We start from the raw sequence: 14,180 nt of genomic DNA, 5'->3' as shown, positions 1-14,180 counted from the left end.
GAAGAATAGCTCTTGCTAAAACAGCTGATAATTTTAAGGCAAAAAGGCATCCATTGCTACCGTAGGTTTACCCGTATCGTCAAACGCTGCCAATTTATAGCCATTCCAACTGTTGTACGACTGAGGTTCCCAATAAAAAACACCTAAACCTTTATTGTTTGGCAACGATTTATTTTTCGCTATTAAGTCTTTGATAAAAGCATTGCAGGCTGTAGCCTCACTAACAGGCATCCCCAACTCACATATCATCACTTCAGAGCCATAACGCGAAACCATGTCGTTCATATTCGCTAAACATTGCGTATTTTTTGTCGACCAGTCACTTGCCGATGGGTACATCGACATGCCTACCACATCCCATTTTGCACCGTTATTTTTTAGTCCATCAAAAATCCATCTGAATAAGGCATTGTCATATCCATTTGAAATATGTACCACCACTTTACTGCTTGGATTCACGGCCTTTACACCGTTATAGCCTGATAGCACCAAATCGGCAAAGTTTTTCATGCTTACCGAAGCTTTACCATCTTCCCAAAGCATGCCGTTGTTGGTTTCATTTCCCACTTGTACCCATTCAGGTACAATCTTATTATTTTTTAAAGCTGTTAAAACCTCTACGGTATGGGTATAAACAGAGGTTTTTAAGTCTGCAAAACTTTGACCTACCCAAGCCGCTGGTTTGGTTTGGTTTGCAGGGTCGGCCCAGGTATCGCTGTAATGAAAATCAATTAAAATGCGCATATTCATGGCCTGTGCTCTTTTTGCCTTTAAAATAACATCGGCTGTATTGCAATATCCGGATGCCGGATTTACCCATACCCTTAAACGAATGGTATTGATGCCTTTATCTTTTAATATTTTAAGCAAATCTTGCTGCACACCTGCATTGTTATAGAAATTTTTACCGGCCGCTTCCATTTCGGTTAACCAGCTTACATCTGCTCCTTTTGCGTATGCACCCGGTGCATCTGGTAGCGGATAATATTGTGTTTCACCAGTAGATTTATTACAGCCTAGTGCAACTACTGAAAGCATTAAAATTGAACTGAACCATTTCATGCCTTTTCTTTTCATAATTCCCAACATATTCTTCGCTATTTTATTGAATAAGTATAATTTCCATCACCAGCGCTCAAATCGAGTGTTATGGTGAAAACACCTGTTTTTGTTACCGGAATATTAATTCCGCCCCATGTTGGTGCACCTGCAAAAACCAAGGTGCCATTGGCATCAACCTTATAGCTAATATCGTAACCACCGTTTGCTGTAAACACAAATGTTTTACCAGCGGTTAAGCTCACATTGGCTGCCGTCCATTTCTGGGTGCTGGCATTGTACACCATTGGCGTTGACGATGTGCTCCATCCGTTGTCATCGCCAGAAATATAAAATTTAACCGGTGTGTAGCTAATGGTCATAGCATCTAAATCGGCATTTACTTTCATGTAGGCCGGTGATGGTGACAACCAAAGATTTCCGCCACCCAACGCTAAGGTAGTAGCCGAAGTACCCCATCCATACACTTTTGTTGGATCGGTTAACGACACCAATTGAAAGGCATCTCCACCCCAACCATCGGCATTTGGCAAGTCTAAATATCCTTCATATTTCGCATTAAACTTACCGGATGTTAATACATATCCATTGGTTCTAACCGTTGGTGTTTTCCATGAATTTCCCCCTTTTACCATTAATGCAGGATACACGACCACTGCTTTGTAAGGATTCACTGAAACCGTCAAGGTCGAATAAATAGGTTTAATTGTTGAACTCAACCCGCTATTTTGGTTAACCTCTGCTTTTAACCGAACCACTAAACTGCTCACAACACCGGTTGGCATCATTAAGTTGTTTGTTAAAAGAGAATTAAAATCAGCTCCCAAATAGCTTTTACTTAGCGATCCGGCAGGAAGTTTAACCAATACTGCATTGGCCCATGCATTGGCACCAGTGGTGTCAGAAGGCACATCGAATTCTAAGCTATAGGTTGGAACCACCGTCGCGCCGAAATCAGCGGCATTAAAACTAAAAGTGATAACATTCGTTGCGTCTGTAGCAGCCGTTAACACCACCGAAGGTGTTGAACTTTTAAATGCCAAGGAAGCTGAACTTGGTGGAACAATAATATTGGTACTTTCTTCTTTTGTACAACGTGTAAAAACACTGATTAAAAAGAAAATACATAAGGTATGAATGAATATTTTTCTCATTTTCGTAAAGATTAATAACCGGTGTTTTGACGTAAATTTGGATTGGCCGACAAATCAGTTGGAGGCAATGGAAAAAGATTGTACTTCGCATCAACCGCGGTACCTGCTTTAACGCCACCTTTCCATGCCCATAAATAAGTGTTGGTTGTAAACTTTCCAAAACGGATTAAATCAGTTCTTCGGCTAGCTTCGTACCACAATTCACGGCCACGTTCATCTAATACAAAATCGGTGGTTAAGGCACTCGAAGTTACATTACCCGCTAAACTTCCGTTGTAAGCACGTGTACGCAATTTGTTTACATAGTCTAAAGCGGTGGTTAAGCTCCCGCCTGTTCCGCCACGCAAAACGGCTTCGGTATAGGTTAAATATATCTCAGCCAAACGGAATAAAGGAAAATCAATATCCGAGAAATCTTTTGCTACATCTTGATGAGGAGCTGCTGCGCCTGTTCTGGTTTTATTTCTGTATTTCGTAGTTGAATATCCATCCGTTGAAACATACAAATCATTTACTTCTAAGTTCTGACCCGACATATAAAACTGTGCACGTGTATCAGTTGCTCCTGTTTTATCAGCAAAAAGATTGGCAAATTGCTGTGTCACACGTAATCCGCCCCAGTTGCCATTCGAACCTGAAATATCCGCAGGAACTGCCGCTGGACCGTGCATTAAATAGGTTGTTCCCCCAAAATTTTGCGTACTGGTTCCATCGTAATTGATGGTGAAAATATTTTCATCTGTATTCAAATGATTGTCTGCTATTGTTAACTCTCTATAGTTACCATGCAGCACATAACCCCCACTCGTAATTTTGTTGCAGTAGGTAATGGCATCGGTGTATCTAGCCGTTCCAGTATAAACTTCTGCATTCAAGTAAATTCTTGAAAGCAAGGCCCATGAAGCGGCACGATCTGCACGTCCATACTCATTTGATTTAGCCGCAGCCAAATCATTTTCAATAGCTTTAAGTTCCGACTCTACGTAGGCAAAAAGGTCTTTTCGCGAAATTTGCTTTGGTAACTCTTTACCACCAATAACGGTTGTTTCAGTTACAAAAGGAGGATTTCCGTACAAATCCATCAATACCGCATATTGATACGCACGAATAAAACGCGCTTCTGCTCTGAATTTACGTACTTCATCAGCATCAGCACCTACAATACCTCTTTTACTTAAATTATCATCACTTGATTGATTGATAAAATCGTTACAAAGGGTAATTTGATAAAATGAACGGTAGTATAATCCGTTAATTATGGCGTTAACAGAACCCCAAGTCATTTCATGTAAACCTTGGATACCGGCATCATTTTGCCACGACCAAACAGCTTCATCAGTTGTTAACTCTTGCAAATTCCAATACAAACGAAGAAAATCTGAGTTTCCTTCATCTTTAATAATCTCTGGTGGAACATCTGGTAAACCTACCGATGCATTTCCCGTTAAAGCGAAAGCACCGTATACTTTTGCTAAAGATTGTTTGTAGCCGGCAACAGATGTGTACACTTTATCAGCGGTTAAATCGTTGGTGGGCACTAAATCTAACTTGTTGCACGAACTGGTAAAAACCATCGCTGAACAAGCCATCATGAATATTTGTAAAACACGTAGTTTCATATATTTTTTGTTAAAGCAATTCATCTTCTTAAAAATTAACATTTAAGCTTAAAGAGTAAATACGCGGACGCGGGTATAAATTGTTATCTACGCCTGAAGGCACTTCCGGATCTAATCCCTCATATTTCGTTACAACAAATACATTTTGTACACTGGCTGTCAATTGCAAATTGGCTTTGGTTTTTAACACTTTCCCAAAGTTATAGCCTAAGTTTAGGTTGTCCATGCGCAAGAAAGAGGCATTTTGAACGTAATAATCGCTTAATAGTTGCTGTGTTTTGAAATTAGTTGTTAGGTAATTTGGCGAGGCATTTAAAAGAATTGCTGTTCCTAAAATTTGGGTTAAATTACCACTTTGACTGTAGTTATTGTTGTAAACATAGTTACCTAGATTAGCTCTTAATGTGAAAGATAAATTCCACTTTTTATAGCTCAAGTTATTGCTTAAGCCCAAGAAAACCCTTGGGTCTGCTTGCTGGCCTTTGGTTAAATCGCTCTCGTTAATGATTCCATCGCCATTTGTATCTACATACACACCTTCCACTGGCTTGCCATTTTGGTCGTAGGTTTGTTGATATAAATAAAAAGTACTTTTTGGACCACCCACCGCATTAATAAACGCATATTGGCCACCAACTCCTCCGGCGATTGTTCCACTTGGAAAACCCACGTAATTTGGATCATTCGGCACAACGGTTAAATTGGTAATGGTATTTTTATTGTAGGTTGCATTCAAACTTAAATCCCAATTAAAATCTTTTCCTTTGATGGCGTTATAGCCTACTGTAAGTTCTACCCCTTTGTTTTCCATGTCGCCCACGTTCACAACAGCATTTGCCGAGAAATTGGTACCCGCTGGTTGAGGCACTTTGTTTAAAAGATCGTTTGTTTTCTTTTGATAAAAATCTAAACTACCTGTTATACGGTTATCTAAAAACCCAAAGTCTACACCAATATTGGTTGTAGCGGTTTCTTCCCATTTTATATCGGCTATGTAAGCGCTAGGACGATACATTTGGTAATAAGTATTCCCAAACTGATACGATGCATTTATTGAACTTAAACCATATGTAGACATGTAGGTATAGTTTCCAATTCCGTCTTGTTGACCGGTAACCCCGTAGCTTGCACGCAGTTTTAACGCCGATATGGTTTCGTTATCTTTCAAAAACGATTCATTTTTAAGTGTCCAAGCCAAGGCTACAGAAGGGAAAACACCGTATTTATAATCTGGACCAAAGCGTGACGAACCATCGCGACGAACCGTTGCTGTTAACAAGAAACGATTGTCGTAGGTGTAGTTCAAGCGTCCGAAATACGAAATCAATCTATATTGCGGTTTATCAATTGCAAAAGCCGGATCTGAGTTAGCAATTTTATTTCCATACGCATCGTAGCTCGGGTAATTATATTGCGTTGTTAGGTAATCGTTATACGAATATCCTGCCGTTACATCTACTCTACTTTTGATTGATTTAAATTCTTTTACATAATTCAGGTAGAAATCCAATACGGTATTTCTTCTGTTTTGTTTGTACTGATTATTTTGTCCATTACTAACGATTGCCTCTGCAGCGTTTGGATCAACATAAACGGTACCTTTACCTGAAGCCACATCGTAAGCGGCATTCAAATTCGCATGTAATTCTGGCAAAAAGTGAAAACTATAATCAATTTGCATGTTCCCAATGCTTCGCATCGGCTTTGCACGATCTACGCGCTGCTCCAATAAACCCACCGGATTACGGCCAACTAAATTCACTAAACCCGTTGGAGTCGTAGGATCTAGCCATTCCCAATAACCATTATAATCGGAACGATTGGTATAAGTTGCTTGTGTTGGATCAAAACTAACCGCACCCCCAATAGCCGAAACATTTGCAAAACGCGTATCTTGCAAACTTCCTTTTAAGTTCACATCCACTTTTAAATGATTATCCAAGAAACGGGGATTAAATACAAGCGCTGCTGATGTTTTCTCTAATTGATCCGTTCTTAAAACACCGGTTTGGTTTTGATATCCGATTGATAAACGATAAGGCAATTTCTTAATACCACCACTGATACTGATGTTGTTATCGGTTGAGAAACCATTTTGATAAATTAAATCTTGCCAGTCGGTATTAAAACTTCCTAAAAGTGCTTTCTGTGCAGAAGTTCCTTTTTCATTTACAATTGTACGTATTTGATCGGCATTTAACACTTCCACCTGCTTGTATAAGGTAGAAATCGAGTTTACAGAGTTAAAAGCAATTTTTAATGCGTCGCCAGCTCCTTTTTTGGTCGTAATGATAATTACACCATTTGCTGCTCTTGCGCCATAAATAGCTGCTGCAGAGGCATCTTTTAATACGGTAAAACTCTCAATATCATTTGGATTGATAAAACTCAAGGGATTTGCTGCCCCTGAAACACCACCGTTTTCTAAGGGAACACCGTCAATAACCAACAACGGATCGTTACTAGCATTTAATGAAGAACCTCCACGAATACGAATGGTACTTCCTGCCCCAGGTTGACCACTATTTGAAGTAATAGCCACCCCAGAAACTTTACCTGATAACATTTGCTCAGGTGTACTGATGTTTCCTTTTTGAAAATCTTTGGTACTCACAACAGCTACCGAGCCTGTTAAATCTTGTTTGCGCGTTGTTCCATACCCCACAACCACCACATCGGTTAAGGTATTAGACTCTTCAAGCAATGTGATCGTTAAATTTGTACTGGCAGAAACGGCTATTTCTTGGGATTTATATCCTATTGATGAAAATTCTAAAATCCCTGCTTTTGCCGGAATCTTAATGGTAAAGTTTCCATTGCCATCGGTTGAAGTAGCAACAGTCGTTCCCTTTAAACGAACACTTACACCAGGCATCCCTAAATTATCAGGTGCTGTTTTTACGATACCAGTAATCGTGGCCTGTTGTGCAAATAGAAATCCATTGGTAAAAATTAAAAGCAAAAGCATTAAACCCCGCTTATTACCCTTGAGAAAAGATGTAAAAATATGCATATAAATATATGGTTAGAATTAACAACACAAATCAAGTTTATTTATCTAATTAGGACTTGTTCTATTGTTCATTTATTTGTTTCTATTTGACATTTTTATGCCATATCAACCTTAAAAACAACATTTAAACACAATTTTAAAATAAAACACTACCTTTAGGCTCTGTTTAATACTGAATGACTAAACTGCTAAAATCCCTTCTATTTTTCATCATTTTTTTATCTATTGAAGCAACTTTTGCCCAAAATTTAAAGTTCAAACAAATTAGTTTAGAAGAAGGCTTATCCAACAGTACCATCGAATGTATTTTTCAAGATCACCGTGGCTTTCTTTGGTTTGGTACCCGTGATGGACTCAACAAATACGACGGAAATCAAATAACGGTTTTTAAAACGAATGGATCCGAAAATAGCTTAAGCGACAATTTTATCCGTTGCATTTTTGAAGACAAGCAGCATATACTTTGGATTGGCACTGCTGACGGACTTAATAAGTTTAATGCACAGAAAAACAATTTCAGCATCTACAGATCGGGTGATAAAGATGGTAAAAATGCAGTAACTTCCATTATAGAAACAGAACAGGGATTGCTAATTGGGACTTATGGTGGAGGATTAAAGTTTCTAGATGAAACGAAGAAAAATTTTAGCCGCTTTGAATATCAATCAAACACCCAAAAACAAGATTTCATTTACGACCTCTATCGCAACAACGATGGTATGCTGTGGATAGCCGGTAACGCGGGTATTCAAACTTTAAACCTCAAAAGTAAACAAGCACAGGCTCTTCCTGAACTGGAGCGTTTCACCATTCGTCAAATAAAAAAATCGAACACGGGTGAATTTTGGTTTGCTACCGAGGAAAGTGGATTAATCAACCTACAGCCAACAAGCCATACCATCCAAATTTTTAACCATCAGGAAACCAATAAAGCCAGCATTGGTAGCGATTTAGTAAGAGCCATTGCTTTTGATCAACATAAAAACCTATGGATTGGAGGAATTAACGGTGGTCTTGATCGGTTCGACCCAGCTACCAAACAATTTAAGCATTACCAGAACGAACCCGGCAATTCAACCAGTTTATCGCAACGTACCGTTTCATCACTATTTGTGGATAAGCAAGGGAATTTATGGATTGGTACCCATCGGGGTGGTGTTAATTTGTACAGTCCCCAGGCTGAAAAGTTTAAACTATTCCGACAAGAGCAGAATAAAAATAGTTTGAGCTACAACGATGTTCGAGCTTTTTGTGAAGACCGAAATAATGGCAATATTTACATCGGAACGGACGGCGGGGGCTTAGATACCTATAATAAAACAACTAAAACTTTTACACATCACCGCTATAATCCTTTTAATCCAAACAGCATTGGTGCCGATGCCGTGCTCGACATTACCCAGACTCGAAACGGGCAAATTTATGTAGGCACTTGGGCTGGCGGACTAAACATTTTACATGCCGATGGTACGTTCACACGCTACAAACACAACGCCGATCCGCATGCCATCTCATCCGATTACGTCCAAAAAACATTTGAGGACAGTGAAAAAAACCTGTGGATTGGAACCTATTATGGGGGTTTAAATCTTTTCAATCCACAAACAAAAAAATTTAAACGCATTCTAACTGGTGCGAATGGCAGTAAATTAAACGGCAACAACATCGTTTCCATTGCTGAAGATCATGAAAAAAACCTGTGGATTGGAACCGACGACGGAGGTTTAAATTGCTATAACCTACGCACCAAAACTTTTTCGCATTACTTTACTGGAATGGGTAAAATGCCCGATTTAAGGGTAATTTTTGTCGACAGCAAAGGCAATTTATGGATTGGCCAATCGGGCTTATACCTATTTAACAAAGCAAAAAAATCTTTCTCGCTCTACACCAAAAAAGCAGCCTTAAACACCGAATTTATCAAAGGAATTACCGAGGATGGGAATGGTATTTTTTGGATTTCGACATCCAAAGGGCTTACAAAATTTAACCCTAAAACAGGAGCTTTTAAAAAATATAACACCGGAGATGGCATACAAGGACTTGAATTTGAAGCCAATGCATATTTAAAAACCAAAAGTGGTGAACTTTTTTTTGGCGGTGTAAATGGATTTAATTCTTTCTATCCCAATGATATTCAAATCAACAAATTTGTACCACCTGTGTACATTACTGAATTTCAAATTTTTAATCGGAAAATTCAACCATCAGAAGATTCGGCATTGGAAAATGATATCAGTTACACGTCTAAAATTAAGATTGATTACGACCAAGCAACTATTTCCTTTCGTTTTGCAGCATTAAACTATGTTTCCAATGAGAACAATAATTATGCGTACAAGCTCGATGGGCAAGATAAAGATTGGATCCACATCGGAAATGCAAACCAGGCCATTTATACCAATTTAGATCCCGGAACGTATACTTTTCATGTAAAAGCGTCAAACAATGATAATGTTTGGAATGAAAATGGTCAATCTGTTAAAATCATCATCTCCCCTCCTTTTTGGGCTACCTGGTGGTTTAGAATTGTATCTTTTGCCATCCTGTGCTATGCGATTTACGAAGCCTTGAGTTTTAAACGCCGACTGGAAATTAGAAAATTAGAAGAGGAAAAGCGCGAAGAAATTCATCAAACACAACTTCAGTTTTTCACCAATATTTCGCACGAATTCAGAACACCACTTTCGCTAATTTTAGGACCGATTGAACGCCTTTTGAAAGAAGACAGGCAAGAATCATTTCAAAATTATTACCTCACCATTCATCGGAATGCCAACCGTTTATTGCGCTTAATTAACGAGTTAATGGATTTTCGCAAAACAGCCAGCGGAGCGCTGAAACTGAATGTTATTAACGGCAATTTAAACCTGTTTATTGACGAAGTTGCGGAAGAGTTTTCGGAAATGGCAGCAGAGAAAAATATCGCTCTGACTGTCGAAAAAGAGCACATTTCAGGACAAATTTGGTTTGACAGGCAAGTGATTGAAAAAATTATCTTAAACCTGGTAAACAATTCATTAAAGTATACCAAAGATGGTGGGATTTTAAAAATACAGGTATTCACTTCCTTAGAAAACCATCAACCTGAGTTTGAAAATCAATTGAATATTACCAGTGATTATCAGGCTGAATCATACGTGTATTTCCGGATAATTGATAGCGGTATTGGCATTTCCAAAGAATCTATTCCGCATTTATTTGAGCGCTATTACCGCATTACTGAAACACATTTAGGCTCGGGAGTAGGCTTGGCCTTTGTAAAAAGTTTAACCTTACTCCACAAGGGGATTATCCGTGTATCGAGCGAAAGAAACAAAGGGACAGAAATCATTATCGGTATACCTGCTAAAAAAGAAGATTACACCGTAAATGAACGCTTTATACAAAGCTCTGAAGCTGGAGGAATCCGATTGGAAAGCTTAAGCTATGGGACAGAAACGGATGCTATCCAACTAGAAAGTATCCCAGAAAATGAACAATCCGATTACCGCATTCTAATCGTTGATGACAACGATGAATTGCGTGTATTCCTACGAAAAACATTGAGCAGTTCGTATAAAATTTTGGAGGCTATTGATGGTCAATCGGGATTAGAAATTGCCAAAACTGAAGTTCCAGATTTAATTATCAGCGATGTCATGATGCCGGGTATGACGGGTACCGAATTCTGTAAAATCGTGAAAAACGACCTCGAAACGAGTCATATTCCTTTTTTAATGCTAACAGCTAAAAGCAGTCTTGAAGCAGAAATTGAAGGGGCAGAATCGGGCGCCGACTGGTATTTTACCAAACCCATTAACACCGATTTATTGCAAATTACCCTCAAAAATATTTTTGAGCAACGCGAAAAACTGAAAGATCATTATTTAAAAAATAGAACTTCGGAACCCAAAGAACTTGTTCATTCTGAAAAGGATAAAGATTTCATGAACAAAATTTTAAGCATTATCGATGAGCAAATGATTAACCCCGATATGGATATCGATTACTTATGCAAGGAGATTGGCATGAGCAGAACCAAGTTATACCAAAAGCTAAAATCGATTACAGGTCAATCTATCGGCGAATTTGTTCGATCGGCCAGATTAAGAAAAGCCATCGAAATCATGAAAACCGAAGACGTATTGATGACCGAAGTAATTTACCGCATTGGCATTCAAACACAATCGTATTTCACAAAAGCATTTAAAAAGGAATTTGGCGTAACCCCAACGGGTTATATGCAGCGCTTAAAAGATGGGGAATAAGGAATATGTAGTCTGAAATGCGTGGTCCGAAAATCTGGGAATAAGCATCTTGTAAAAGTGAATACAGTACGGAGATCGGAAAGTCAAGAAGTCAGAGGGCAAATGTCAGGAGGTACAAAAAGGTAACTCGGAAGTAGATATATCATTCATGTCTGCCAGTTAAACAACAAAATATATAGGAAGATTTTTGGGCCCGCTATGTTTCGAAAAGAAAGTAATGAATCTTCCATCAGGAAGTTAAGCAATTGATGGATTCGCATGATCATCTCGTTGTAAGCTATCAACATGAATATACTCTTTTGTTATCTGAGTTTTAGGGTCATAGCTAAAACTTCGAATTCCTCCCCTGTAGTAATACAACAAATAAAAATGAAATTTACTCTAAAATAAGGTTCATCATAAGGATTTAATTTGGAGCAATATCAAAATATGGGGCGCTGATTTAAAAATTACACCACGAAGTAATATTCTTTTTACAGGGAAAGCCCAATAATAGTAATACTTTTTTATTTAAATTAAATCTAAATAAGAATAGAAAACTTCTATATTTGCAGAAATTTCTAAATCAAAAAACTTAACTCTAAAAGCAAACTATTACCAAAAATGATCACAACATCACTATTGTTATTGTTAATCGCGTTCGAAATTTGGTATCTCACCTCGAAGCAAAATAAACAGAACAATACTTCAGACTATGTAAAAAAACTAAATGCACAGTCTAAACTATTCAGACAATCCACTATTGTACTCGTTATCCTATCAGCAATTTTACTTTGTTTAAAATTAGGTTTAACAAGTGGTTTAACAGCAACGCTATTTTGCTTAATGGCCGTTGGAAGTTTAGTCGTAACCGTACAACCTTTCCGTTACATTCGGTATTCAACCTTGGCAGTACTTTATGTTGTCTTTCTATTACTCGAAATTTTTATTTAATTCTCATGCCTGCAAACAAAAAGCACCTTACTAAATCTCCCTGGTTGAGGTTTGCAAAAATACTAATTGGAACTTTAGGTGGATATATTGTCATGTTCACATTTCATCTGCTCTTATGTAAATTTATTAAACAAGAAGATGTAATCGTTACTTCTTTCATTACGGGATACATCCTATGGGCCGTATTATTACTCTTAGCATTTCTATCTAAAAGTGTATGGAAGGTATTCGGAATCTACCTTGCTTTAACATTAATTTTTTCGGGACTTACTTATATTTTATAGAGCGAAATGGACAATAGAAAACACAATATATACTTTCATACCCACACCATTAGTGGTATTATAATTTGCGCCATTTTATACGTGATGTTTTTTGCGGGTTCTTTCTCCTTTTTTAAAGAAGATATAACCTCATGGCAAAAAAATTCCTCTTTTGTACAGGCACAAAATAATTTATCGCGCGATTTTCAGCATGTTATTGATTCAGTTGGAAAAGAAAAAAAATTAAAAGGACGTGACTTCGATTTTTTTATTCAGCGAAATGATATCGCATCGTATGTAAGCATATCCGATACGAACGACAGTACTTTAAAAGCGAAGGCTAAGACTAAACCGAAGGCAAAAGGAAAGAAAAGAGGCGGAAGAAGAGGCGGTGACGGTGACACCATGTATTTCAAATATGATTTTGCACAGCACAAGCAAAGTGACTATTCGGAATCTTATGACATGGGCGAATTCTTATATCGTTTGCATTTTCTTGCACAATTAAATGCAGTTCCAATCCATTTGGGTGCTCCATTCGGTTACCTTTTGGCAGGGATTGTTTCTTTCTTATTCTTATTTGCTTTAATTACTGGATTAATGCTGCATTGGAATAAAATTTTCTCCAATTTCTTCACGTTCAGACCATGGTCTAAATGGAAAACTTTGTGGACCGATTTACACACCGCCATTGGTATAATAGGATTTCCTTTTCAACTGATCTTCGCCGTAACAGGTGTTGTACTTATTGCAAACGTATTTTTAATTGCTCCCTACACCAAGTACGTATATAAAGGAAAAAGTGAGGCACTTTATCAAGATTTAGGCTATAACGATACCACCAAATATGTGTACAGTTATCAGCCTTTAAACACTTCTTTTAACCTAAATACTGTTGTGAATCAGGTTCAAAAGAAATGGCAAGGTGCTAGAATCAGCACTATTCAAATCAAAAATTACAATGATGCGAATATGCATGTTATTTTAAAAGCAAAGCCATTGGCTACCAGTGGTTTTTCTGGAGAAGGACAATTGATCTATCGTGTACGCGATCAAAAAGTTATATTCGAAAAAGCACCCATTGTTAAACCAAGCTATGTAGATAAAGTACGAAGCCTGATTTACCACCTTCACTTTGGCGATTTTGGTGGCCGCCCGTTGCGTGTTGTATTTTTTGTTTTAGGTATCATGGGATGCTTAGTAATCATCTCAGGAATATTGATCTGGTTGGTTGCCCGCGATAAAAACAATGTACCTAAACATAAACGTGTATTTAATTTCTGGACAGCTAATATTTTTCTAGCCAGCTCTTTAAGTATGTTACCGGTAACCGCTTTTACATTAATTAGCTTACTCTTTATGGAAAAACCTGGTCAAACAGAGATTTATCATTTGTATTTCTACCCGTGGTTAATATTATCCCTTTATTTTATTGCACGCAGAAGTCTTTCGGTTACCAATAACGAATCTTTAATACTTTCGGCAGTACTTTGCTTTCTGCTTCCTTTGATGGACGGTATTAAACGAAATAATTGGCTGTGGAATACCTTTAACAAAGGGCAGTTCGATATACTTTTTATTGATGTTCTATTTTTATGCCTGTCCCTATTATCGATCGCGGTACTGGTTAAGATGAAAAAACATCAGAAAGCGAAACAGCTTTCCAATTAATAGAATGGACTATAAAATTGTGCATCCACACGTCAATTTTATAGTCCATTGATTTTTTAAAAAAGTACTTGTTTAATTTATAAAGATGGCGTACTTTTGCATCAATTTATAATAAGTCTAAATAAAAACAAAATCATTATATCCCTTGTCTTAAAACATTCAAAATATTTTTAGAAAAAACCGGATGGCTGCAACCATCCGGCCAATAGTTTACAAAA

At 37.7% G+C, this 14,180-nt stretch carries 7 protein-coding genes; 3 read left to right on the top strand and 4 right to left on the bottom strand.

Annotation, left to right across the window (positions count from 1 at the left end; genetic code table 11):
• Positions 1–33: 33 nt before the first annotated feature.
• Genes ACJVDK_RS01225 through ACJVDK_RS01210 form a run of 4 tightly spaced genes read right to left on the bottom strand, consistent with a single transcriptional unit; the run spans position 34 to position 6,800 of the window.
• The gene (locus ACJVDK_RS01225; protein ID WP_443938501.1) at positions 34–1,077 is read right to left on the bottom strand and encodes a glycoside hydrolase family 53 protein; all 1,044 of its coding nucleotides are present in this window, start codon (positions 1,075–1,077) and stop codon (positions 34–36) included.
• A gap of 20 nt (positions 1,078–1,097) precedes the next feature.
• A complete protein-coding gene (locus tag ACJVDK_RS01220; RefSeq protein ID WP_443938500.1) occupies positions 1,098–2,213 on the bottom strand; it encodes a SusE domain-containing protein in 1,116 nt (371 codons plus the stop codon).
• Positions 2,214–2,224: 11 nt separating this feature from the next.
• Entirely contained in the window at positions 2,225–3,832 is a 1,608-nt protein-coding gene (locus tag ACJVDK_RS01215) for a RagB/SusD family nutrient uptake outer membrane protein (protein ID WP_443938499.1), read from the bottom strand.
• A 28-nt stretch (positions 3,833–3,860) separates the two neighbouring features.
• A complete protein-coding gene (locus tag ACJVDK_RS01210; RefSeq protein WP_443938498.1) occupies positions 3,861–6,800 on the bottom strand; it encodes a SusC/RagA family TonB-linked outer membrane protein in 2,940 nt (979 codons plus the stop codon).
• A gap of 221 nt (positions 6,801–7,021) precedes the next feature.
• Between ACJVDK_RS01210 and ACJVDK_RS01205 the strand changes: the two genes are divergently transcribed.
• The 3 genes from ACJVDK_RS01205 to ACJVDK_RS01195 all read left to right on the top strand — a co-directional run bounded on the left by ACJVDK_RS01205 (position 7,022) and on the right by ACJVDK_RS01195 (position 13,962).
• Positions 7,022–11,095, top strand: coding sequence for a two-component regulator propeller domain-containing protein (locus ACJVDK_RS01205; protein WP_443938497.1), 4,074 nt, complete (start codon positions 7,022–7,024; stop codon positions 11,093–11,095).
• 603 nt (positions 11,096–11,698) lie between these two features.
• Complete coding sequence (locus tag ACJVDK_RS01200; RefSeq protein WP_443938496.1) at positions 11,699–12,028, top strand: hypothetical protein; 330 nt, start codon at positions 11,699–11,701, stop codon at positions 12,026–12,028.
• A 290-nt stretch (positions 12,029–12,318) separates the two neighbouring features.
• Positions 12,319–13,962: a PepSY-associated TM helix domain-containing protein gene (locus ACJVDK_RS01195; RefSeq protein WP_443938495.1), complete on the top strand. Its 1,644-nt coding sequence runs from the start codon at positions 12,319–12,321 to the stop codon at positions 13,960–13,962.
• Positions 13,963–14,180 lie beyond the last annotated feature (218 nt).

This window comes from Pedobacter paludisoli, assembly GCF_052344095.1.
Taxonomy (GTDB): domain Bacteria; phylum Bacteroidota; class Bacteroidia; order Sphingobacteriales; family Sphingobacteriaceae; genus Pedobacter.
Note: the sequence above shows the minus strand (reverse complement) of the source record. Positions and strands in the feature narration are given on the sequence as shown.

What these genes read in the sequence shown, in the direction of transcription:
- ACJVDK_RS01225 (WP_443938501.1), bottom strand. Translation starts at nt 1,077, where the DNA reads ATGAAAAGAAAAGGCATGAAATGGTTCAGTTCAATTTTAATGCTTTCA.
- ACJVDK_RS01220 (WP_443938500.1), bottom strand. Translation starts at nt 2,213, where the DNA reads ATGAGAAAAATATTCATTCATACCTTATGTATTTTCTTTTTAATCAGT.
- ACJVDK_RS01215 (WP_443938499.1), bottom strand. Translation starts at nt 3,832, where the DNA reads ATGAAACTACGTGTTTTACAAATATTCATGATGGCTTGTTCAGCGATG.
- ACJVDK_RS01210 (WP_443938498.1), bottom strand. Translation starts at nt 6,800, where the DNA reads ATGCTTTTGCTTTTAATTTTTACCAATGGATTTCTATTTGCACAACAG.
- ACJVDK_RS01205 (WP_443938497.1), top strand. Translation starts at nt 7,022, where the DNA reads ATGACTAAACTGCTAAAATCCCTTCTATTTTTCATCATTTTTTTATCT.
- ACJVDK_RS01200 (WP_443938496.1), top strand. Translation starts at nt 11,699, where the DNA reads ATGATCACAACATCACTATTGTTATTGTTAATCGCGTTCGAAATTTGG.
- ACJVDK_RS01195 (WP_443938495.1), top strand. Translation starts at nt 12,319, where the DNA reads ATGGACAATAGAAAACACAATATATACTTTCATACCCACACCATTAGT.